The sequence below is a fragment of the Streptomyces sp. HNM0645 genome (assembly GCF_030056615.1).
In the GTDB taxonomy this organism is placed as follows: Bacteria; Actinomycetota; Actinomycetes; order Streptomycetales; family Streptomycetaceae; genus Streptomyces; species Streptomyces marianii.
Map to the genome: position 1 here is coordinate 49520 of NZ_JASHLT010000034.1, position 21834 is coordinate 71353.

Sequence of the window (21834 nt, forward strand, 5' to 3'; positions counted from 1 at the left end):
ACAGTTGCCTCCATGACCACGCACCCCACCCCGCCGCCGCCCGGTACCACCGTGCGTCCGGTGAAGCTCGACGACGCGGAGGCCGTGTGCGCCCTCCTCAATGAGATCGACGTGCTGGAAATCGGCCGTCCCGACACCTCGTTGACGGAGCTCGAAGCCGATCTGAAGCATCCGGAAGTGAACCTGGAGCGCGACTCCTGGCTGCTGTTCGACGGGGACCGGCTGGTCGGGTACGGGCTGCTGTGGGACGACTCCGGCCACGAGCGGATCGACATGGACCAGTACACGCTCCCGGACTGGCAGCGGGCCTCAAGCCACCTGTTCGACCTGATGGAGTCCCGCGCCGTGGAGCGGGCGGCGCTCAACGGGGCGTCGCGAGCGGTGGTGCACATGCACCTCAACTCCAAGCCCACGACGGACGTGGACGCCCTGCGCGGACGGGGCTGGCATCCGGTTCGCCGGTACAACGTGCTGACCCGGCCGCTGTCGGCAACCGCCGACCCGGTGCCCGCGCCTCCTCCCGGTGTGACGCTGCGCGCCTGCGCGGCGGAGGAGGACCGCAGACGCGCCCACGCCCTGCTCCAGGCGTCGTTCGCCGACCACTTCGACTTCCAGCCGCGCACGTACGGGCAGTGGCTGGACGACATCGGCGCCGACCTGGCCGACTGGTCGCTGGTCTGGATCGCGCACGTCGACGGCATCGGCGACGCGGCGGTGGTGCGGACGCACGACAACCGCGCCTCCTCGGGCTGGATCGGCAACCTCGGTGTCCTGCGCGAGGCCCGGGGCCGGGGACTCGGGGGGCATCTGCTGCGGCACTCCTTCGGGCACTACGCGGCGATGGGGCGGGACCGGATCGGCCTCGGTGTGGACACCGACAACAGCAGCGGGGCCCTGGCCCTCTACGAAGGCCACGGCATGACGCTCGACTTCGCCGTCGACACCTGGGAGTTGACCCTGCCCGTGGCGTCCTGAGGCACGGTTCCGCAGCGGGCCGCCAGGAGCACCCACCGCGGGGAAGTGGGCTGCGGCGACCGCCCCCGGGCCGAACGCCGGCAAACGTCACCGCCGCAGGGAACCTCCGCGGCACGCTCGTCATCCTCCCCACCGGACGGCGAACGACGGCAAGGGCGAGGGGCGCGGCGTGGTGCGGTGGGGCGACGGGGAGCGGACGGGTTCCGACGGCGCGAGGGCGCGGGCGCTGAGTCGGCGCGGCGTCCTCGGGGCGGGGATCGCCGCCGGGCTGGGTGTGGCGGCGGGCAGTGGGGCGGCGGGGGCGTCCGCCGGCCCCCCGCGCGCGGTCCCCGCTCCCCGGGCGGCCGGGGCGCCTCGCGCCGGGGACTGGACGGCACTGGCCCGTGGGCTCGACGGGTCTCTCGTACGGCCCGGCAGCCGTGACTACGACTCCGCCCGCAAGCTCTTCAACCCGCGCTTCGACGGGTTGCGGCCGGCAGCGGTCGCGTACTGCGCCAGGCCGGAGGACGTCCGCAGCTGCCTGGAGTTCGCGAAGCGTCACCAGGTGCCGGTCGCGGTACGCAGCGGCGGCCACTCCTACGCGGGATGGTCCTCGGGGCCGGGTCTCGTCGTGGACGTCCAGCGGATGGCGGGCGTCTCGCTGTCGGGGACGACCGCGACGATCGGCGCCGGGGCCAAACTCATCGACGTGTACGCCCGGTTGACGGCTCGCGGGCGGACCGTGCCCGCGGGGTCCTGTCCCACCGTGGGGGTGTCGGGGTTGGCGCTGGGCGGCGGTATCGGTGTGGTCAGCCGTGCGTACGGTCTGACCAGCGACAGCGTCGTCGGCGCCCGGATCGTCACCGCCGACGGGCGGATACGCATGGTGGACGCCGCGCACGACCCTGACCTGTTCTGGGCCCTGCGCGGGGGTGGCAACGCCCAGTTCGGCGTGGTCACCGAGTTGCGGATGCGCACCCACGCGGCGCCGCCGTGCACCACGTTCTTCCTGAGCTGGCCGTGGCCGCAGGCCGCCGCCGCGGTGCGCGAGTGGCAGGAGTGGGCGCCCACCGCGCCGGACGGTGTCTGGGCGAATCTGCATCTCTCCGCTCCGGTGGGCGGCAGGCCCGGGTCGGTACGGGTCGGGGGCCTGGCGCTCACGGACCGCGGCGACCTGGAAAACCGGCTCGACCGGCTGGCCGACGCCGTCGGCGCGCCGGCGCGGTCGGTGTCGGTGCGCACCCGCCCTTTCATGGACGCCATGAAGGTGATGGGCGGCGTGTCGGGGTTCACCATCGCCCAGTCCCATCAGAAGGGCACACTGCCCGGCCGCAACCCGCAGGGACGCGTGGCGCGCGAATCGTACGCCGCACGCTCGGACTTCTACACCAGGCGCATCCCGGCGGACGGGGTCAAGGCGCTGCTCGACCGGGTGGAGCGGCTGGCCGCTCTCACCGGGGGCGGCGCGGGCAGCGTCGCCCTCGACGCGCTGGGCGGCGCGGTGGGACGGGTCAGGCCGGACGCCACGGCCTTCGTCCACCGCGACGCGCTCTTCCTGGCGCAGTACATCGTGTCCTGGCCGGACGACGCGGCCGCCGCCACGGTCGAACGCCACCAGGCGTGGCTCGACGGCACGCACACGGCGATGCGGCCGTGGGCGAGCGGCCGGGCGTACCAGAACTACACCGATCCCAAGCTGCGCGACTGGCGCCGTTCGTACTTCGGGGCCAACGCCGAGCGGCTGGCCCGCGTGAAGGCGGCGTACGACCCTGGGCGGCTGTTCCGTCACCCGCAGTCGTTCTGAGCCGAGCCCGCCGCCGATCCGGGAAGCGGCCCGGGGGCGCTTCCCGAGCCACGCCGTCGGAGTGGGGCCGGACGCACCGTCGGGGGGAAAGTCCGCGCCGACGGGGCCGCCCGAGGACGGTAAGCCGGCCGGCCAGGGGCGCCGGGGTCCGCTGCCGTCGCGTCCGAACGCGACGCCTCCCCGCGGCGTTCGGACAGGAGCATCAGTACGCGTCGTCACGGATCGCGGAGAGCAGACGCGCGCAGCGGGCGCTCATGTCCCCCGCGGACTGTTCCGGGTGGGAGATCCACCAGCCGACCAGTGCGCTGACCGTGCCCGTCCACACGTGCTTGAGGGCGTCCGCGTCGAGCGGGTCCTTGTTGCCCCTGCGTCCCAGCAGCGCGGCCGTGCCCTCCGCCGCGAGGCCGTCGACGGCCGCTCGGTGCCGCTGCGCGGCCGAGCGGAGATCCGATCCGGGCGGGAGCGTCCGGTCGTAGAGCACGAACCATGCATGGCGTTCGTCCTCCAGGGCGGTGAAGAGCGCCGTGAGGACCGCGTGGGCCAGCGGCGTGGCCGACGGCGGCCGGCCGGCGGTCATCGTGTCCTCGATCGCCGTGAGCAGCCGTGCGGCGACACGTTCCAGGCACGCCAGGTAGAGGCCGTCCTTGGAGCCGAAGTAGGTGTAGAGCATCGGTTTGGTGACGCCCACCTGCCGGGCGATCGCCGCCATGGACGCGCCGGCATGCCCGCTGCGGCCGAACTCCTCCATCGCCGCGGCGATGATCTGTTCCTCCCGGCGGGCGCGCGGTACGCCCTTCGTGCCCGCGCCGCGCCCGTCGCGCCCCTCATCGGAACCGGGTGTCGCCTGACCCCTTGCAGTACCCATGACAGGACTATACGTTACGGTAAATTACCAGACGGTAAATTCTTGAGAGGGAAGATCGATGGATCTCCTCAGCTCCCCCTCCCCGTTCGCCGGTCCCCGTCCCCGTCGCTCCTGGTGGGGATGGGGCGCCGAAGAAGAGGCCCTGCCGGACAGTGAGTGCACGGCCCTCGGAGCCCTGGTGCCCGGCGCGGCGGAGACCCCGCTGCCGGTGCCCGGCGTCGCCGACCTCGACCTGCCCGCGTCCCGCGTCGCGGCTCCGGCCGCGCTCGGACACCTCATGTCGGACGCGCCGGAGGAACGGGCGGGCCACACGTACGGCAAGGCGTACCGCGATGTCGTCCGTGCCCTGTACCGCGACCTGCGGCCCGCGCCCGACCTGGTGGCCCGTCCCCGGTCGGAGCGGGAAGTGACGGACGTCCTGGACTGGGCGTCGGGCGCGGACGTGGCCGTCGTTCCCTACGGGGCGGGGAGTTCGGTCGTCGGCGGCGTCGAGTACCGGGCCGGTATGCACCGGGGTGTCGTGTCGATGGACCTGACCGGGCTGGACCGGGTGCTGGAGATCGACCGGGTGAGCCGTGCGGCACGGATCCAGGCCGGAGTCCTCGGCCCCGCCCTGGAGGACCGGCTCCGGCCGCACGGACTGACGTTGCGCCACTTCCCGCAGAGCTTCGAGTTCTCCACGCTCGGCGGCTGGCTGGCCACCCGCGCGGGCGGCCACTACGCCACGCTCCACACCCACATCGACGATCTCGTGGAGTCGCTGCGGGTGGTGACGCCGGCGGGCGTCAACGAGTCGCTGAGAGTGCCCGGTTCCGGCGCCGGTCCGTCGCCGGACCGCCTGTTCCTGGGCTCCGAGGGCACCCTGGGAGTGATCACCGAGGCATGGATGCGCCTGCAGGACCGCCCTCGGCACAGGGCGTCTGCCACGGTGTTCTTCGAAAGCTTCGACGCGGCGCTGAGCGCGGTGCGCGCGATCTCCCAGTCCGGGCTGTATCCGGCCAACTGCCGGCTGCTCGACCCGGCGGAGGCGGCCCTCGCCCAGGTCTCCGACGACGGCCGGAGCGCGCTCGTCCTCGGAGTCGAAGCAGCCGACCGGCCCGTGGACGGACGGCTCGCGGAGCTCGTCGAGCTCGCCCGGGAGCACGGTGGCCTACCGGGTCCCACCGGCGGGGACGGCGGCGACGCGGCGGCGGGCACCTGGCGGTCCGCGTTCCTGCGCATGCCGTATCTGCGCGACGCGCTCGCCCGGATGAGCGTGATCAGCGAGACCTTCGAGACGGCGTGCACCTGGGACCGGCTCCCGTTGCTCGTCGACACCGCACGCCGCGCACTCGGCGCCACCGTACGGAAGGCGACGGGCGCCGAGGCCATGGTCAACTGCCGTCTGACGCACGTCTATCCGGACGGCGCCGCACCGTACTTCACCGTCATCGCCGCGGCGCGGCGCGGGAGCGAGGTCGCCGTGTGGGACGACATCAAGGCGGCCGCGATCGAGGTGCTCGGCGATCTCGGCGCGACCGTCACCCACCACCACGCCGTGGGACGCGACCATCGCCCCGGCTACGACCGCCAGCGTCCGGAGCCGTTCGCGCTCGCCCTGCGCGCCGCGAAGCAGGTCCTGGACCCGGCGGGGATCCTCAACCCCGGCGTTCTGCTCGACCCCGCCGATCGGCCCGGCGCGGTGCGCGACGAGAACGCGCCGGCCTGACGGCCCCTCGGTCGATGCGGCATCGGCAGGCCCTGCAGAGGCCGGCCCGCCCCGTGCCGGACCGGGCAGGCGACCCGGGGCGGGCCGACGACGACTGCGCGGACGAGGCCGCTGTGCGAGCCGCACGCTGGTGCCGCGGCCCGGGAGCGGTGGAGGGCTGCGCCGCCCGCCCCGCGGGCTACCGCCGGCGCGGGTGGTCGGGGTCCTCCTCGGCGCTCGGCAGATCGCGGTGCCCGTCGTTCCACGGGTTCGTCCACCCGCACACCCCGCACGCGTAGCGGCCGTTGAGGCCGGACAGACGCGTCCCGCAGCGTTCGCAGTCGGTCTCGGTGATCTGCAGCGCTCCGTGATGCACCAGGTCGGCGGGAGGCGGTAGTTCCTCGACCTGCGGGGGCCATTCACGACCACGGGGACGCCTGCTCATACGGGGGAGGTTACCCGGGGTCACCGTCCGCCGCGGGCCGGGGCCCCGGGACGTGCCGGAGATCCGGCGGTGCCCGAAGTCCGGCAGTGCCCGGAGTGGGATCGTGCCGGCCTCCCCGGGGAGGCCGGCACGGCCGCCCGTACGCCCCGGTGCCGGTGGCTGCTCAGCCCGCCAGGCTGTGCTCACCGCCTGCCGCGATGAGTCCGGCCTTCCCGATCGTGGTGGTCACCGCGAGGGGAACGCTGCTGTCGGCGGTACCGCCGTTGCCGAGCCGGCCCTCTCCGTTCTCGCCCCAGGCGTGGACGACGCTCCGGGGGCCGGGCTCGTCGCCGGGGTCGTCCTCGCCACTGCCCGGGAGCCCTCCGAGCCAGTCGTCGCAGCGGCAGGACGGCGGGCTCGGCAGACCGGCACCGCCGCAGCGGCAGGAGGACGTCAGCGCGAGGTTGTGGTCCTCCGTGGTGGAGATGCCCGTCACCCCGCGCAGGCCCCGCACCTGGACGGGGATGGTGCTGTCGTCGAGGGTGCCGTTGCCCAGCTGCCCGGAGGCGTTGTCCCCCCAGGCCCACACGGTGCCGTCGCCCGCCAGTGCGACGCTGTGGCCGAGACCTGCCGCGACGGCCCTGACCCCGGTGAGTGTCCGGACCTCCACCGGGGTCGTGCTGTCGATGTTGGTGCCGTTGCCCAGCTGGCCGGAGAAGTTGTCGCCCCAGGACAGCACCCGGCCGTCCCTGACCACCGCGAGGCTGTGGTTGCCGCCCGCGGCGACGGCCCTGGCCCGGGTGATGCCCTGCACCTGGACGGGGATGGTGCTGTCGTCGAGGGTGCCGTTGCCCAGCTGGCCGTTGTCGTTGTCCCCCCACGCCCACACCGTGCCGTCCCGCAGCAGGACGGCGGCGTGGTTGTCGCCGCCGGCGAGGGCCTTCACGCCGGAGAGGTTCTGCACCTCGACGGGGAGGGAGCGGTCGGCGAGGGTGCCGTTGCCCAGCTGGCCGTTGTCGTTGTCCCCCCACGCCCGGACCGTGCCGTCCCGCAGCAGGGCCAGGCTGAAGTCGTCGCCGGCCGCGACGGCCTTCACGCCGGTGAGGCCCGGGACCCGGACGGGAACGTTGCTGTCGGTCTCGGTGCCGTTGCCCAGCTGGCCGTTGTCGTTGTCCCCCCACGCCCGGACCGTGCCGTCCCGCAGCAGGGCCAGGCTGAAGTCGTCGCCGGCCGCGACGGCCTTCACGCCGGTGAGGCCCGGGACCCGGACGGGAACGTTGCTGTCGGTCTCGGTGCCGTTGCCCAGCTGGCCGTTGTCGTTGTCCCCCCACGCCCACACCGTGCCGTCCCGCAGCAGGGCCAGGCTGTGCCCGAAGCCGGCGGCGAGACTCCCGATTCCGGTCAGTTCCGGAACGGCGACGGGCACGGTGCTGTCGGCGTTGTCACCGGTGCCGAGCTGGCCGTCCTCGTTGTCGCCCCACGCCTGCGCGAACGGCGCGGCGCCACCGCCGAACGGGTCGGCCGCGAAGGCGCCGGGCGTCCAGACCAGCGTCGCCACCAGCGCGGCGGCCAGCACCGTACGGTTACGTCCTGCGGCACCGCGGGCCGGCGGATGCGCTTCACCCATGACACTCTCCCTCTCGTCCGGTCCCGCCCCACCGCCTCCCCTGCGGTACGAAATCTGAAGAAACCAGCCACAGGCATACCAGTCACCCCCGTACCGTCCGGCACGACACGTGCGGAACCCGTCTCCCGGTGCCCGGTCGGGCCGGGCACCCGTCGGGGCGAGCGGCGAGGCGGGGGCGGGCGGCCTCCGGGTCGTGGGCACGCGCGCTCGTGGCGGTGGGCGCGGACCGCTCGCGCGGGGTGGGGCCGGGCGGGTGGTGCGTTTAGGCCCGTCGGCCGTGCGCTCGTCCGTGTCGGCGGCGTCCGGTACGGGCCGCTCGCTACGTTCCAGGCACATACACCCCAGAGCTCGAAGGGCACAGCCATGGCCAAGTGCGAAGTCTGCGGCAACGACTACGAGATGTCGTTCGAGGTGCACGCCGCCGGAGCGGTGCACACGTTCGACAGCATCGAGTGTGCGGCCCAGCGGATGGCACCGATCTGCGAGAACTGCCAGTGCCGGATCCTCGGCCACGGACTGCAGGCCGACGGGCAGTTCTACTGCTGTGCGCACTGCGCCCGACAGAAGGGCGTCGCGGAGCTCGCCGACCACGCCTGAGCCGCACCGCGCGGCCGCGGCGGGAGTTGCGCCGGCGGCGCAGGGACCCGTACGCCGCGCTCCACGCGCCTACTGTGCTCCATGTCATACCCGTGGGGCCGAGGGCGTGCGATGACTTTTCGCGCTGCGCACCGTCTCCTTTGAAGCAGTCCGTCGGAGCAGGAAGAGGAGTCACTCCCATGCGCATCGTGATCACCGAGTTCATCAGCCTGGACGGCGTCGTGCAGGCCCCGGGCGGTCCCGAGGAGGACACCGACGGCGGCTTCGCGCACGGTGGCTGGTCGCAAACGTTCTTCGACCCGGAGACGGTGGGCGGCGCGTTCGACGAGGCGCTCAGGAATGCGGAGGGGCTGCTGTTCGGGCGCCGCACCTGGCAGACGATGGCCGGCGCGTGGCCGGAGCGGGCCGGGGACCCGTTCGCCGACAGGATGAACGCGCTCCCGAAGTACGTCGTGTCGCAGACGCTCGGCGAGGACAAGCTGACGTGGCACAACACCAGGCGTATCCCCGGTGACGAGGCCGTCGCCCGGATCCGGGAGCTGCGGGACACCGAGGGCGGCGATCTGGTCGTGATGGGCAGCCCGACCCTGGCCCGGACCCTCATCGCCGAGGGACTGGTCGACGAACTCCGGCTGATGATCATGCCGGTACTCCTCGGCGGCGGAAAGACGATCTTCCCGGGCGACGGGGGCAAGCACTCTCTGGAGCTGGTCTCCACCGTCGCCAGCGGCACCGGTGTGCACGTGTGCGTCTACCGGCCGGCCGCCGGAGAGTAGGCGTCCCGGCCGTGCACCGTCCGGTCGGACAGGTCGCCCGGCCCCCTGGTGGGAGAGCCGGGCCCGGTCACGGCGCGAGGTAGGTGTGAAACAGACCTTCCGGGTCGTGGCGGGCCCTGAGGTTCTGCAGCCGCTCCCAGTCGTTCGCCCTGAACGAGCGCTCGGCCCGCGCCGGATGGGCGGTGAGGTCGGCCTCGGCGATGTAGTGGCCGGTGCCCAGGGGATCCACGGAGGCCGTCGCCTCGCGCAGCCACCGCATGTTGGCCTCGTCGCCGGACGGGTCGTCCCAGATGGCGTAGGGGGCCGCGTACGTCTCGCCGAGCACCGAGAAGGCCATGTCGCGCAGCAGGTCGCCGTCGTGGGAGGCCGGGGCGAACGGAGCGAGGACGAGCGACCGTTCGGAGGGAGCCTCGCGCATCGCTTCGCCGAGCCGGGAGAGCAGGGCGGCGAAGTCGGCGTCGGACCAGAGGGCGTCGGCGGCGTAGCGCAGCCCGGGCGGCCGGAGGCCGTCGGCAGTGCCGTCGAGGGCGGTGAAGGACGTCGGTCCGGGTGCCCGGTGGTGGACCGCACCGTCCGCGAACGGGCAGTTCCCGAGCGGGCGCAGGGCCTCGTCGGCGTGTTCGCCGTCGGCGGCGAAGGCTGTAGCCGTGACGGTGACGACCTTCGGGCGGGGCGTCCCGTCCGTCGTGAACGGGGCGGCCGTTGCCAGGGTGAGAGCGAGTTCCACGGCCGGTTCGAGTTCGTGCGAGATCTCGGTGGCCCACTGGCAGACCGGCTCGACGTCCGACAGGGGGAAGGCGTACGTGGTCGTCGCGATGGCCCCGGGCGCCGGGTGGAGTCGCAGCCGGAAGCGGGTGACGGCGGCGAAGAAGCCAGGGCCGGCACCCCGCGCGGCCCAGAACAGGTCGGCGTTCTCACGCTCGTTGCACCGTACGGTCTCGCCGTCCGCCGTCACGGCCTCGATCTCCTCGACACTGTGGCAGGCCGGGCCGAGCGCGCCGGAGTTCCAGCCCAGCCCCCCGCTGAGCAGATATCCGCCGAGGGCGACCGTCCCGCAGTGCCCCGTGGGAAAGGCCAGGCCCGCCTCGGCGAGGGCCGGGGCCAGTTCGCGGCCGGTGACGGCCGGCTGGACGGACGCGGTCGCAGCCCCGGGATCGATCGCGTACCGGCGGAGAGCGGAGAGGTCGAGCAGCATGCCGTCGGACCGCACGGGCGACCCGCACCAACTGTGCCCCGCGGACCGTACGGCGATCCGCAGGCCGAGGGACCGGGCGAGCCGCACCGCGGCGGGGCCGTCCCGCTCGGACGCGGCACGGACGATGAGTTCGGGGAACCGCTCGGGTTTCAGTTCGTTCCACAACATCGCGGCGCGAAGTGCTTCGTAACCGGCGTCGCCCCGCCGGACGATGGTCCCTTCGACGGCTCCGGCCTGCCTCTGTTCACGCATCGCGGGCTCCAGGACTTGCGCCGGGTGCGGCTGCGAATGAAGCTGGGATCGACGTGCGGGTCGCGAGGAACCACCGTGATACGCGGGCCCGGTGGGAACGCGGCCCGTGGCGGCGAGTACGAGTACGTGTCCCATTTTACCCGTTCCTAGAGACTGAGCGGGTATGAGTGCTGCTGCCAGAACCCGCGCTCGGACGGCCCCGAGCGGTGTCGTTCGGGGCCCGGGGCACGGGACCCGGCCGTGCGGAGGGGCCGTTGGGCCGGCCGCCCCGCCCCCGCCCCGTCCGTGCGAGGATCCCCTGGACGGGTGCCCGGTTCAGGCGGCGGAAGGTGNTTGGGCCGGCCGCCCCGCCCCCGCCCCGTCCGTGCGAGGATCCCCTGGACGGGTGCCCGGTTCAGGCGGCGGAAGGTGACCATGTACGCGATATCCCTGGGTGACGACGGCGCGGAGCTCGGGCCGCTGGAGCCCTGGCAGGCAGAGGAGTTCCTGGCCCACATCGATCGGGGGCGGGACTTCATCGGGCGGTTCAACGGGCTGCCGGACGTGGTCACGGATCTGGAGTCGAGCCGGGCGTTCCTGCGGGCGTACGCCGAGAAGACCGCGGCCGACGCGGGCCGGATCTGCGGCATCCGCCGGGACGGCGTTCTGGTGGGCGCCGTCATTCTCCGGACCATGGACGTCGCGGAGGGCACCGCCGAGGCGGGCTGCTGGCTGGAGCCGTCGGCCGCGGGCCGGGGGCTCGTCACCCGGGCCGCCCGTGTGCTCATCGACTGGGCCGTCGGGGTACGGGGCATTCACCGCGTCGAATGGTGGGTCTCGTCCGGCAACGAGCCCAGTATCGCGGTGGCCCGGCGGCTGGGAATGACCAAGGACGCGGTACTGCGCGAGAGTTACCCGTACCGGGGGAAGCGCCACGACATGGAGGTCTGGTCCGTGCTCGCCCCGGAATGGCGGGCGGCGAACGGGGATCGGCCGGTCTCCCGAGCATCGACGGGATGACATAATCCGAGCGGTGGAGACCGAGCACGGGCGGCGCTACGGCCGAGAAGGCGGGGGAAAGGCAACGGTGGCCTCGTCGACATCATGGCCGCAATGGCGCTCGGATTCCCCGGAGTTGTCCCCCGCCGGGCACCCCTTCCTGCTCGTCGCGCTGCGCATGACCGTCCCAGCCGGCAGGCAGTGGCAGCAGTACCGCTTCGTCGAGAACCAGGATCTGCGTTCCCGGCTCGTTCCCCTTCTCGGCACGCTGCCCCTGAGCCATTCGCTGCTGCAGGAACCGCACGGCGGCCAGCCCTGCCGGTTCAGCGACCCGGCCGTACGGCTCTGGCGGGACGACGACGCCGACCGCTGGCCCAACACCCTGTACCGGTCGTTCGCCGAGGCGGACGGACCGCGCCGGGGGCTCGGCGAGGTGACGGTGACGCTGCGGCTGCACAGCCGGAGCGGCTTCGTGCGGGAGGTCTCCCGCACGATCAACGAGTGCAACGTCCGCGCCGACGGGCTGCTCCTGCGCACCCAGGTGCCGGACGTCCTGACGCCCGACGGCTGACGCTCCGCGGCAGGACCGGCGCTTCCCTGCCCGAGCGCCCCGAACGGCGCCGCAGGGAGGCCTCGCTCGGTGGCGGCCTCACCACGGCCGGCAGGGGAACAACCCCGAGCGTCGGAACCCCTCCGGTCCGTGCCCCAGACGCCGGGAGACCAGCAGCACTGCGGTGACCCACACGGCCACCGCGGCCAGCCCGATGCCGGACGACCCGGTGGCGGCAGCCCACAGGAAGAGCACGCCTGCCAGCGTCGCCGTCGCCACCGCCCCCACGAGGAGCGCCTCGCGCCCGCCGATTCCCCGCCGGGCGGGCCGCCCCGCGCGCAGCCCGGCTTCGATCTGGTCCAGCATCGCGATCTCGCGCGCCGACAGCCGTCTCTCCCTCGGCACTCCGCCCCCAGCCTCTGTTGCGTCCCCGACCCGGCTCATCCGTACCTCGCGTCCGCCCCGGCACGGGGGCGTCCGAGGTACGCGTGCCCGCTCATCGCTCCCGTACGCAGGGAATCCGCGCGCCCGGCCCGCAGGCGGCGCGCCCGTGCTGCGCCGTCTCGCCCTTCGGGTCCGGACGAGGGCCGTCACACTCCTCGCCCGGACACTCTTCGAGCGTACGGCGGACGAACGCGTCCGGCGGTGTGGCCGTCCCCGCGGTTGCGCGGAGGGGTCAGCGCCCCAGTGCCCGGCGCAGTTCGTCCTTGTTCATCGAGGAGCGGCCCTCGATGTTCTTCTTCCTGGCCTCATCGTAGAGCTGGTCCCTGGTCGGTCCCTGCGCTCCCCGGTGCGACCGCTCGCCACCCCGCTGGGAGGCGGACTTCCGGTCCCCGGTCGAGGTCTTGCCGGCGGTCCGGGACTCGCCCGCACGGGCCCGTTCCTTGTTGACCGTGCGGGCGGCGATCTCCTTGGCGCGCGAGGGCGAGGCGCCCCGCTTCTCGGCGCTCTCCCTGATGTGTTCGTACTGGCGCTCCCGCTTGGCGCCGGATCCAGCAGGCATGACGTGCTCCTTCGGCGACGGTCACTCGCAGAGCCGGACGTACGGCTCTCTACGGGGCGGGTTCCCCCGGTGCGGGCTTCAACCCTCGCGACGCCGATGCGCCACCGGTGGCACGCCGGTCCGCCGGCGGCCGACGCCGGATGCCGGGGAGCCGGTGTGCCGGCGTCCGGGTTGGCAGCGGCGGTGTCGCGGCCGGATCAGTTCCACGGCGGGGACGGGCACGCGGTCATCGCCGGACCTTCATCCACCGGGCGAACGCGTCCAGCGCCTCCTCCGCGCCACGGCGGCCGACCCCGATGCGGAAGCGGTCGGTGGGGGTGGCGGTGAGCTCCGAGCGGTAGATGCTCGCGGGCAGCAGCAGGACCCCGGCCTCGCCGAGGAGGCGGGCGCAGAAGAACTCCTCGACTCCTTCCGGGCCGAGGTAGCGGGGGTAGGCGACGCAGCCTCCGTCGGGCGCCCGCCAGTCGAAGTGGTCGGGGAACTCGGCGAAGAAGGCGTCGAAGACGGGCAGGTTGCGCTCGATCAGCGCGCGATTGCGGGCCAGGATGGTCTCCCTGGCCCTGAGGGCGATCCTGGCCAGGACCTCGCTGGGGGCGGAGTTGCAGATCGTGGTGTAGTGCTTGGCCCGCTCCAGCCGGGACAGCAGGGCGCGGTCGCGGCAGGTGATCCAGCCGATCCGCAGACCGGGGAGGCCGAGCGCCTTGGAGGTCACGTTCAGCGACAGGGCGTGTTCGGAGAGGTCGGCGGCCTGGGGAAGGGTGCGGGCGGGGTCGCGTTCGAGGCCGCGGTAGACCTCGTCGCTGAAGAGGTGGATGCCGCGTTCGTCGCACATCCGCGCCAGAGCGGTGAAGGTTCCGGCGTCGACGACCTTGCCGGTGGGATTGTTGGGGAAGTTCACCGAGACGACCCGGGTACGGGGGCGGAGGGCGTCCACCACGGCGTCCAGGTCCAGGGCCCAGTCACGGTCGGCGTCGAGCGCGACACCGGTGACCTCGCACAGGGCGAGCGGCACCGTCTCGGCCGCCTGGTAGTTGGGGGTGATCACCACGGCGTGGTCGTCCGGCCCGAGAAGGACGTTCATGGCCAGGTAGAGGGCCTCTTCGGCACCGGCGAAGCACAGCACGTCGGCCGCGTCCGCCCGTTCGTAGGTGGCGGCGACGGCCTCGCGCAGGGCCGGGTCGCCGTAGGTCTCGGTGTAGCCGAGATGCAGGTTCTCGAAGGCTGCGCGGTCCTCGTCGTCGGCGAGTGCCAGCAGTTCGCCGAGAGCCATGCTCTGGGCGTCCGACGCGGTGAGGTGGTGGCGGGCCGCGAACTCCCAGCGGGAGAAGAAGGTTTCGAGTCGGAAGTCGGGCAGCCGTGTCATGCGGGGTCCTTCGTACTGGGGGTTCGGTGTTCGGCCAGGAGGTCGTAGACCGTGGAGCGCGACACACGCAGGGCGCCGGCCACGACGGGGACGGCGCGGCGGACGCCGAACACCCTCGCCTCGTCCAGTCGTCCCAGTACCGCGAGCCGGTCCTGCCGGGTCAGGCGCTCGACCGGGCGGCCGCACTCCCGTACATAGGTGCCGACGACGTGCTGGACGCGTTCGGCCCAGTCCTGCTCGAAGAGCGGTTCGGGGCGCTCCACGACGGGGGCGCCGAAGGAGCTCAGCAGGGCGGCGGCCCGCTCCAGCGGGGTGCGGTCGAGATTGACGCAGAGGACGGCCGAGGCATCGCCGTCGGCGTCACGCAGGACGGCGCTGACCGAGGAGAGCCGGCGGCCGTCGGCGAGGATCTTCTCGTACGGGCCGAAGACGTCCTGTGCGGCGGGCTCCAGGGCGTCCAGTTCCCCGAGCATCGAGGCGTCGCCGGCCTTGCGGCCGTCCACGGGGTTCCAGATGGCGAGAACGCTGTCGGTGCGAGGGTCGTGCAGGACCACCTCGGCGTAGGGGCCGAGGAGCCGTGCGACGGCCTGGCACACCGCCGACCACGTCCGCACGCGCGGATCCGGTTCCTCCGTCGTCTCCATGGCTGCCGCCTCCCGCTCCGTGGCCGCGGCTCCGCGTACGGCCGCGCCTCCTATTTCCGGACTGTACGTCCAGTCCGGACGAACTGTCCAGGCGCGGGCTGCGGGACACGCCCCGGCTCCCGGGGTCGCAGGCGGGGGATCCGGAGACGGCCGCCGGGCCGTCGGGACCCGCTCCCCCACCACTCCGCGCGGCGAGGCGAGCGGGCGCCGGGACATCGTCGGCGGACCGGCCGTCCGCGCCCTATGGTGTGGTCTGACGGTCCGCCGGACGGCTCCCTCGGTGCGGCCCACGACCGGGGCGCGGCCGCGCGCCGCGGCCGGCGGCCGTCCGCGCGGCGGGGACGGGCACCGGGAGGGCGTGGATGCCGGAACTGTTCGCGCTGAGCGCCGCGCTCATGTTCGGTCTCGTGCACTTCTTCAGCGGTCTGCTCGCAAGGCGGGCGGACAGTTACGCGGTCGCGGCGTTCGGGCAGGTAGGCGGCATCGTCCTGATGCTCGCCGTGGCGGTCCTGATGCCGGTGGCGGGCGTGGAGGCGCCGGTCCTGACGGCCTCCCACATCACCTCCGGCGCACTGGGGTGGGGCGTGCTGTCCGGGGTGGGCACCGGCATCGGTGTCGCGTGTCTGTACCGGGGACTGGCGGCCGGCCGGATGAGCGTGGTGGCCCCGCTCAGCAGTGCCGCCGGAGTCACGCTGCCCGTGCTCGTCGGCGTCGTCGTCCTCGGCGACCGGCCGAGTCCGCTCGCCTGGCTGGGTGTAGCGGCGGCGGTTCCCGCGCTGTGGCTCGTCTCCCGCAACGACGGCCCCGGGGCCGGGGGAACCGCGTCCGGCGCACGGTTCGGACTGCTGGCGGGGATCGGCTTCGCGGTGCAGTTCCTCGCCATCTCCCGAATCGACCCGGCCGCGGGCCTGTGGCCGATCCTGGCCGCCCGCGCCGCGGCCACGCTCACGATCGCCCTCATGGCCCGGGCGGCCCGGGCGACCCTCCACCTGCCCCGCAGGCTCGTCCTACCGGCACTGGCGGTCGGGTCGATGGGCGCGGTGGCCCTGGTGCTCTACCAGGCCGCCACCCTCCACCAGTTGCTGGCCCTGGCGACGGTGCTGGCCTCGCTGTACCCCGCGGTCCCGGTCGTCCTGGCCGTCGTCTTCCTGCACGAACGCCCCACCACCGTCCAGATCGCGGGGCTGCTGTGCACGGGCGTGGCGGTCGTCCTGATCGCCCTGGGCTGAGTGGAGGTCCCTTCCCGCACACGGCTGCCGGGGACGCGACCCGGTCGCCGGCGCCGGACGAGACCGCTCCCTCCCGCGACGGCCCGCCGGCGGGTGGAGGCGTCGTCGGGCGCGGGCGGGCGGGCTTCGGTGTCGGCGGAGAACCGGACCGGAGACGTCAGGCCCGGTTGACGGCCGTCTCGGCCGCCGCGGCCCGGTCCCCCCTTGCGCCGCGGCACCTTCAGGCCCGGGCTGCTGCGCCTGCCGTGCACGAAGGGGTGGGAAGCCCTGGAACCCGGCGCCTTCGGCCATGGTGCCCCGAACCGTCGGTCATGCCGAGCACGCGTGCGACCGCGGCGTGGACCAGATCGTGCGGCAGTGAACGGGCCGGCCGGCGGGGGCCGTACGTACGGACCGTCACGGGCCGTCCTCGGTCACCGGGTACTGGCCGGCGACCTCCTTCCAGAAGGCGTCCACCCGGGCGTTGAACTTCTCGGGCGACTCCTGGAAGGGCTGGTGCGCCTCGCCGAACAGCATCTCGAAGTCCGCACCCGGAATGGCGTCGGCAACGGCCCGCCCGAACCGCGGGGGCGCGGCGAGGTCGCACTCCCCCGACAGCACGAGCGTCGGCGCGGTGATCCCCGGCAGGCGGTCGAGGGTCTCGTGCGCCGCGAAGGCCTCGACCTGGCGCTGGAACGCCTCGGTGGACTGCGGATGGGGAAAGGCCAGCGTCTCGTCGATGATCCGGTCCACCATGCCGTTCGCGTGGGCGCGCGGGGTGTAGACCCACAGCAGGAACGCCTCGAGCATGGCGCGTTCTCCCGGTGCCTCGGCGGCGAGCCAGTGCCAGAACCGGGTCATCGAACGGAAGTACGCGTCCGGCCGCGCCCAGGCGGACACGAGGACGAGGCTGCGCACCCGGCCCGGGTGGCGCAGTGCCAGCTCCTGGGCGATCAGACTGCCGCCCGAGAAACCCGCGACGTGGGCGTGCTCCACACCGAGGGACGACAACAGCGCCGCGGCGTCGTCGGCCATCAGCGGGACCGACAGCGGCCCGTCGGGGAGCGGTGTCCGACCGGCTCCGCGGTTGTCGAAGGCGGTGACCCGGTAGCGGTCGGAAAGTCCGTCGAGCTGGGCCTGCCAGGCCTCGGCGGGATCGCTCAGCCCCGCGACCAGCAGGACGTCGGGGCCCTCGCCCCGGCGCTCCACCCAGAACCGCGCACCGTTGGCCTCGACCTGTTCACCCATGAGCGGCACCTCCTCCTCCATGGTCGGCGCGTCCGGTGTCCGGTGCCAGGGCACCGGCCGCGCCCGGGGCGCGGCCGGCACCCGTCCGGGTGCGTGCGGATGCGTCCCGACCGGTCCGGACGGACCCTGGGATCATGGGCACGAACCCGCCTGTGATCGTTCATCCGATCGAGCCGAGCGGTGGCAGACCGGTGACGATCCGAGGAGAGCCGGTCGGTACCGCGCACGACCTGTTCGACGTGCTGGAGTTCCTCCGCCGCGCGAACCTGCCGGAAACCGACACGGCGGTCGACGACCCGGAACTGATCGAGTGGAGGGGCGGCGGCCCGCAGTCGTGGGCCGAGTCACCTCCGTGACGGGAAACCGGACGGGCCTGTGACGCCCACCGGCCGGGGTCGCGGAGCCCCTCCGCACCGGGGCAGGGGTACGGCGGCGGCAGGACGGTGCCGACGGGCGGGAACGGGGCCGCGACCGGCAGCCGGTGCGTCCGTCATCACCGTGAGAGGGTGAGCTCGGCGCGACCGAAGAGCAGTGCGTATCCGGACGGCAGCGCCGCGAGAACGCGGTCGAGCAGCCGGGGGCCGGCGAGACCGGCGACGACGTGGAGGACGGAGCCCGCGTCCCAGCGCGCGGTGGCGGGGGTGCCACCCGTTCGGGCCGCGAGGTCCTTGACGAATTCCCAGGCGCTGAGCGGTTCGGCGCAGGGAGGCCGGGAGGTGAACGCGAGAGCGGCCTCGACGGGGAGCCTGGCGGCGAGTTCGACGCGCTCGTTCCCGACGAGTTGCCGGCCGAGCGCGGCAAGGACGGTGCGTACGGCTTGCTCGGCCCGTTCACGGGTCGGGAAGGCGCCCTCGTAGCGAACCCTTTCCAGCAGGTGTTGGAACGTCATACCCGGTGCGGTCGGGACCGTTTCAGGCTGGGGGACCATCGGTGCAGTGCATGCCTTTCTCATGGGTCGGGACCCGCTCCTCGCCTCACGTGAGTGGGGAAGTGCGGGGAAGCTACGGCGTCGGTGCGGTGCCGACGGACTTGGAGGACGGGGAGAGCGCAGGCTCCTCCCCGTCCTCCACGACCGGCGCGCGGGGCGGGGCTCAGCCGGTGATCTGCTTGCGTCCCGGGCGGTCGCCGATGGCGATCTTGCGGGGCTTCGCCCTCTCGGCGATGGGGATGCGCAGGGTCAGCACGCCTGCGTCGTAGTCGGCGCTGATGTGCTCGGTGTCGAGCGTGTCGGCCAGCACGAGCTGGCGGGAGAAGACACCGAGGGGACGCTCCGAGAGCTCCATCTGCACGTCGTCCGCCTTCGCCGGCGGTCGCCGCTCGGCCTTGACCGTCAGCATGTTGCGCTCGACGTCGATGTCGATCGCGTCCGGTGAGACACCGGGGAGATCGAGGGCGATCACGTACTCGTCACCCTGGCGATACGCGTCCATCGGCACCGCGGAGGGCCGGGACCAGGTGCCCGTCGTACCCAGGAGCTGCTGCGTCAGCCGGTCGAACTCCCGGAAGGGGTCAGTGCGCATCAACATCGTGAAACACCTCCAGTCGGTTCGGGCAGTACCTGCCAATGCGCGGGAACCTGCTTCCGTTGTAGCATGTCATCCGAACGACGACAAGCACGAATGTCACCGAAAGGATGACACTCTGGCCGAGAAGGGAATCCCATGAGCTCCGTCGACCAGCCCGGGAACACAGGAGCGCCGCTCTCCTCCTTCCATGCCGCGGCCGCGGCTCTGGACACCATGCGGGAGGCGGTTCGCACCGCCCGGGAGGAGCCGTACGGGTACGCGCCCGGCGCACCCCCGACCGGCGCCGAGGAGGCGCTGGCCGCCCTGCTCCTGCTGCGTCAACTGCGCGACGAACTCGCCGAATGGGAGCCGGGGCTGATCGAGACGGCCCGTGAAGCGGGAGCCAGTTGGGCCGACCTCGCCCATCCGCTCGGCGTCGCGAGTCGCCAGGCCGCCGAGCGCCGGTATCTGCGCGTACGCCCCGGGGCGCCCGGCTCCACCGGCGAGCAGCGCGTGCAGGCCACCCGCGACCACCGGGCGGCGAACCGCACCGTCAGCGCATGGGCCCGTGGCCACGCGGGCGATCTGCGCCGCCTCGCCGGCCAGATCACGGCTCTCACCGATCTACCGGCCGACGCGGCCGCCCCGGTGGCGCGCCTCGCCGGCGCTCTCGCCGACGACGACGCCGCCGCGCTCATCGGACCCCTGGCCGGTACGCACTCACACCTGCAGGCCGACCACCCCGGCCTGGCGGCCCGCGTCGAAACGATCACGCGTCACACGGCACGCCTACGCGAGGACACGGGCGAGCGACGCCGGGGCGACTGACACCGGCCCCGCACCCGCCCGGACGGGCTGACGGACCGGTCGGCCGGTGCCGGGTCACCCGCCCGGCCGCCGTCCGCCGGGCGGGACGAAGACCGGGCGGGCCCATGCGGGCGGGTCCGGTGGAGGGCCCGGATCCTCCGGGAACTCGGCGAGGCCGGGAACCACCTGTGTCGGAGTGGGAACGGCCCTGACCGCGGCCGGCGCGGCGGCCGGGGCCGTCGCGGTGTCACGGAGGGCTGCGACGAACTCCAGGCAGGAGTCGTAGCGGTCGTCGGGCACCTTGGCCAGGGCCTTCGCCAGGACCTCGTCCGCGCCCGGGGGGATGTCCGGCCGGCGCTCGGTGAGCGGAGGGGGCTGGTCGTACTGGTGTGCCCACAGGAGTGCGACGTCCTCGTCCCGCTGGAAGGGCGGCCCGCCGGCCAGGGTCTCGTAGACGACGCAGGCGAGGCTGTAGAGATCGCACCTGCCGTCGACAGGCCGCCCGGAGATCTGCTCCGGTGCCACGTAGTCGAGCGTGCCGACGAACTCGCCCACGGTGGTGAACCCGGTCAGGGAGAGCGACTTCTTCGTCAGCCCGAAGTCCGTGAGGTAGACGTGCTCGGGATGGTCGATGTCGGTGCCCTTGGCGACCAGGACGTTGCCCGGCTTGACGTCCCGGTGCACCAGATCGTGCTCGTGTGCCGCGTCGAGCGCCGAGGCCACCTGGGCGGCGATCCGGACGGCGGTCGCGACGGGCAGCGGGCCGTCGCGGTCCAGCAGCGCCCGCAGGTCCAGCCCGGCCACGAAGCGCATGGCGATGTACAGGACGCCGTCGGTCTCGCCCGCCTCGAAGATCGGCACGATGTGCGGATGGTCGATGGCCGCGGCGACCCGCGACTCGTGGGTGAAACGACGCCGGAAGGTGTCGTTGCGGGCGAGCTCCGGCGCGAGGAGTTTGAGCGCCACCGTGCGGTCCAACCGCAGATCCTTGGCACAGTAGACCACCGCCATACCGCCCCGCCCGATCTCCCGCTCCACCCGGTAGCCGGCGATCTGGGCGCCGATCAGACCGGACGGCCGGCCCGAGTACAGGCTCATATCGTCCGACGCCGGCGTCATGGGGAGCCACCGCCGTACTGCCTGCCGGGACGGGGCGTCCGGTCGGTCAGCCAGAGCACCATGCCTGAATTCTATCGATCGGCCTCCCTCCCCGCCCGGGTCCGTCCCGGCGGCCGCGTCGGCCGGAAGCCTTCGCACGGGGGCTCGCTCCGGCGGGGACCGCCCCCTCGAATCGTCCGCGAGCGGCCGCCCGCAACCACCGCTCACCGAAGCCCGGCGGCGCGAGTGGCCCGGCCACGGGCCAGGCACGCCCGCCCAGCACCCCTTGCGCCCGGCTCGCCCCCCTTCGCCCGCTGCCGACGGCTGGCCGGATTCCATCGCCATGGCTGCTCCACGGTGAACTTCGGCGTCAGCCCCGACCGATATCCGCCGGCACCCGGCGGGCCTTACCGGATCATCGGGACAACACGGTTCGCGAACCGCTCCGCACCGCGCACAGGAGGAGACGTTGCCCGTACCGCCCTGGTTGCCCTTCCCCCGGGAACTGCCCGCGCTGACCGCCGGGTTGTCCCACCAGACCTACGTACACTGGCCCTACCCGCCCGACGTGGTACGCCCGCTGCTGCCGTCCGGGCTGCGGCCGGACGAGTCCGACGGCCGCGCGTGGGTGAGCCTCGTCGCCCTCGTGATGAGATCGGTGCACCCGCTGGGACTGGTGCCGCTGCCCCGGGGAACGTTCGCGCAGACCAATCTGCGGACGTACGTCAGAACGCGGGACGGGCGCAGCGGGGTGTGGTTCCTCTCCCTCGACGCCGGCCACCCCCTCATGCCGGCGGCGCGGGCCTTCGGGATCCCGTACCACTGGTCGGACCTGACCGTCCGGCGCAGTCCCGACGGGCGCACCCTCACCTACACCGGCCGGCGCCGGGCCGGACGCGGACGGAACCGCCCGGCCGCGCCCCCCGGCTACCGGCTGACGGTCCGTGCAGGGGCACCGGCCCGCACACCGCCGGACCTGGATCGCTGGCTCACCGCCCGGTGGTCGTCCTTCTCGCACCGGGCCGGCGTGCTCTGGGAGACGCGCATCGAGCACCCGCCGTGGCGGCTGCGCGGTGCGGAAGTCCTGGAGTTGCGCGAGACCCTGACCGCGAACGCCGGACTCCCCGCCCCCGGGGCCCCCGCGCTGGCGCACCTGGCGGAGCCGATGGAACGCGTACGACTGGGTGTGGCCCGGCCGGTCGGCCGTGGCTGAGGCGGACGCACGGGCTCTCGGACGGCGGCGGGCCAT

Annotated in this window: 23 protein-coding genes; 11 read left to right on the forward strand and 12 right to left on the reverse strand. The window is 73.4% G+C overall.

Features of this window, described 5'->3' with window-relative positions:
• The first annotated feature begins 12 nt into the window (after nt 1-12).
• Together QMZ92_RS22920 and QMZ92_RS22925 are read left to right on the forward strand one after the other, a co-directional pair.
• The gene (locus tag QMZ92_RS22920) at nt 13-975 is read left to right on the forward strand and encodes a GNAT family N-acetyltransferase (RefSeq protein ID WP_283299300.1); all 963 of its coding nucleotides are present in this window, start codon (nt 13-15) and stop codon (nt 973-975) included.
• A 169-nt stretch (nt 976-1144) separates the two neighbouring features.
• On the forward strand, nt 1145-2758 hold the full coding sequence (locus tag QMZ92_RS22925; RefSeq protein WP_283299301.1) for an FAD-binding oxidoreductase: 1614 nt from the start codon (nt 1145-1147) through the stop codon (nt 2756-2758).
• Between the two features lie 202 nt (nt 2759-2960).
• Here the strand turns inward: QMZ92_RS22925 and QMZ92_RS22930 are convergent, their stop codons facing one another.
• A complete protein-coding gene (locus tag QMZ92_RS22930) occupies nt 2961-3623 on the reverse strand; it encodes a TetR/AcrR family transcriptional regulator (RefSeq protein WP_283299302.1) in 663 nt (220 codons plus the stop codon).
• A gap of 58 nt (nt 3624-3681) precedes the next feature.
• Here QMZ92_RS22930 and QMZ92_RS22935 point away from each other — a divergent pair, with 58 nt between their 5' ends.
• Complete coding sequence (locus QMZ92_RS22935; RefSeq protein WP_283299303.1) at nt 3682-5331, forward strand: FAD-binding oxidoreductase; 1650 nt, start codon at nt 3682-3684, stop codon at nt 5329-5331.
• A gap of 178 nt (nt 5332-5509) precedes the next feature.
• Here the strand turns inward: QMZ92_RS22935 and QMZ92_RS22940 are convergent, their stop codons facing one another.
• Together QMZ92_RS22940 and QMZ92_RS22945 are read right to left on the reverse strand one after the other, a co-directional pair.
• Nucleotides 5510-5755, reverse strand: coding sequence for a hypothetical protein (locus tag QMZ92_RS22940; RefSeq protein WP_283299304.1), 246 nt, complete (start codon nt 5753-5755; stop codon nt 5510-5512).
• Nucleotides 5756-5918: 163 nt separating this feature from the next.
• Nucleotides 5919-7361: an RCC1 domain-containing protein gene (locus QMZ92_RS22945; RefSeq protein ID WP_283299305.1), complete on the reverse strand. Its 1443-nt coding sequence runs from the start codon at nt 7359-7361 to the stop codon at nt 5919-5921.
• A gap of 363 nt (nt 7362-7724) precedes the next feature.
• Here QMZ92_RS22945 and QMZ92_RS22950 point away from each other — a divergent pair, with 363 nt between their 5' ends.
• Both QMZ92_RS22950 and QMZ92_RS22955 read left to right on the forward strand, forming a co-directional pair.
• On the forward strand, nt 7725-7958 hold the full coding sequence (locus QMZ92_RS22950) for a metallothionein (protein ID WP_093660046.1): 234 nt from the start codon (nt 7725-7727) through the stop codon (nt 7956-7958).
• Nucleotides 7959-8137: 179 nt separating this feature from the next.
• Nucleotides 8138-8734 (forward strand): dihydrofolate reductase family protein, encoded by a 597-nt coding sequence (locus tag QMZ92_RS22955; RefSeq protein WP_283299306.1) that lies wholly within the window; start codon nt 8138-8140, stop codon nt 8732-8734.
• Nucleotides 8735-8801: 67 nt separating this feature from the next.
• Here the strand turns inward: QMZ92_RS22955 and QMZ92_RS22960 are convergent, their stop codons facing one another.
• Nucleotides 8802-10181 (reverse strand): FAD-binding oxidoreductase, encoded by a 1380-nt coding sequence (locus QMZ92_RS22960; RefSeq protein ID WP_283299307.1) that lies wholly within the window; start codon nt 10179-10181, stop codon nt 8802-8804.
• A gap of 414 nt (nt 10182-10595) precedes the next feature.
• On the opposite strand from QMZ92_RS22960, the gene QMZ92_RS22965 reads away from it, so the two are divergent.
• Both QMZ92_RS22965 and QMZ92_RS22970 read left to right on the forward strand, forming a co-directional pair.
• The gene (locus QMZ92_RS22965) at nt 10596-11180 is read left to right on the forward strand and encodes a GNAT family N-acetyltransferase (RefSeq protein WP_283299308.1); all 585 of its coding nucleotides are present in this window, start codon (nt 10596-10598) and stop codon (nt 11178-11180) included.
• A gap of 13 nt (nt 11181-11193) precedes the next feature.
• A complete protein-coding gene (locus tag QMZ92_RS22970; RefSeq protein ID WP_283299309.1) occupies nt 11194-11730 on the forward strand; it encodes a hypothetical protein in 537 nt (178 codons plus the stop codon).
• A 78-nt stretch (nt 11731-11808) separates the two neighbouring features.
• Here QMZ92_RS22970 and QMZ92_RS22975 read toward each other — a convergent pair whose 3' ends face one another.
• From QMZ92_RS22975 to QMZ92_RS22990, 4 genes are all read right to left on the reverse strand, one after another.
• On the reverse strand, nt 11809-12114 hold the full coding sequence (locus QMZ92_RS22975) for a hypothetical protein (RefSeq protein ID WP_283299310.1): 306 nt from the start codon (nt 12112-12114) through the stop codon (nt 11809-11811).
• 271 nt (nt 12115-12385) lie between these two features.
• Nucleotides 12386-12712, reverse strand: coding sequence for a plasmid stabilization protein (locus QMZ92_RS22980; protein ID WP_283299311.1), 327 nt, complete (start codon nt 12710-12712; stop codon nt 12386-12388).
• Nucleotides 12713-12938: 226 nt separating this feature from the next.
• A complete protein-coding gene (locus QMZ92_RS22985; protein ID WP_283299312.1) occupies nt 12939-14075 on the reverse strand; it encodes an aminotransferase class I/II-fold pyridoxal phosphate-dependent enzyme in 1137 nt (378 codons plus the stop codon).
• The gene (locus QMZ92_RS22990) at nt 14072-14719 is read right to left on the reverse strand and encodes a helix-turn-helix transcriptional regulator (RefSeq protein WP_283299313.1); all 648 of its coding nucleotides are present in this window, start codon (nt 14717-14719) and stop codon (nt 14072-14074) included. The genes QMZ92_RS22985 and QMZ92_RS22990 overlap by 4 nt, the downstream gene beginning before the upstream one ends.
• 362 nt (nt 14720-15081) lie before the next feature.
• Here QMZ92_RS22990 and QMZ92_RS22995 point away from each other — a divergent pair, with 362 nt between their 5' ends.
• Nucleotides 15082-15948, forward strand: coding sequence for an EamA family transporter (locus QMZ92_RS22995; protein ID WP_283299314.1), 867 nt, complete (start codon nt 15082-15084; stop codon nt 15946-15948).
• 396 nt (nt 15949-16344) lie between these two features.
• On the opposite strand, the gene QMZ92_RS23000 is transcribed toward QMZ92_RS22995, so the two are convergent.
• Nucleotides 16345-17175: an alpha/beta fold hydrolase gene (locus tag QMZ92_RS23000; protein WP_283299315.1), complete on the reverse strand. Its 831-nt coding sequence runs from the start codon at nt 17173-17175 to the stop codon at nt 16345-16347.
• A gap of 134 nt (nt 17176-17309) precedes the next feature.
• Here QMZ92_RS23000 and QMZ92_RS23005 point away from each other — a divergent pair, with 134 nt between their 5' ends.
• Nucleotides 17310-17531 (forward strand): hypothetical protein, encoded by a 222-nt coding sequence (locus tag QMZ92_RS23005; protein WP_093659038.1) that lies wholly within the window; start codon nt 17310-17312, stop codon nt 17529-17531.
• A gap of 137 nt (nt 17532-17668) precedes the next feature.
• On the opposite strand, the gene QMZ92_RS23010 is transcribed toward QMZ92_RS23005, so the two are convergent.
• Both QMZ92_RS23010 and QMZ92_RS23015 read right to left on the reverse strand, forming a co-directional pair.
• The gene (locus QMZ92_RS23010) at nt 17669-18064 is read right to left on the reverse strand and encodes a DUF2267 domain-containing protein (RefSeq protein ID WP_283299316.1); all 396 of its coding nucleotides are present in this window, start codon (nt 18062-18064) and stop codon (nt 17669-17671) included.
• 202 nt (nt 18065-18266) lie between these two features.
• Complete coding sequence (locus QMZ92_RS23015; RefSeq protein WP_283299317.1) at nt 18267-18701, reverse strand: Hsp20/alpha crystallin family protein; 435 nt, start codon at nt 18699-18701, stop codon at nt 18267-18269.
• A 135-nt stretch (nt 18702-18836) separates the two neighbouring features.
• On the opposite strand from QMZ92_RS23015, the gene QMZ92_RS23020 reads away from it, so the two are divergent.
• Nucleotides 18837-19508 (forward strand): type III effector protein, encoded by a 672-nt coding sequence (locus QMZ92_RS23020; RefSeq protein WP_283299318.1) that lies wholly within the window; start codon nt 18837-18839, stop codon nt 19506-19508.
• Between the two features lie 54 nt (nt 19509-19562).
• Here the strand turns inward: QMZ92_RS23020 and QMZ92_RS23025 are convergent, their stop codons facing one another.
• Complete coding sequence (locus QMZ92_RS23025) at nt 19563-20606, reverse strand: serine/threonine-protein kinase (protein WP_283299319.1); 1044 nt, start codon at nt 20604-20606, stop codon at nt 19563-19565.
• Nucleotides 20607-21054: 448 nt separating this feature from the next.
• Here QMZ92_RS23025 and QMZ92_RS23030 point away from each other — a divergent pair, with 448 nt between their 5' ends.
• Complete coding sequence (locus QMZ92_RS23030) at nt 21055-21798, forward strand: YqjF family protein (RefSeq protein ID WP_283299320.1); 744 nt, start codon at nt 21055-21057, stop codon at nt 21796-21798.
• Nucleotides 21799-21834 lie beyond the last annotated feature (36 nt).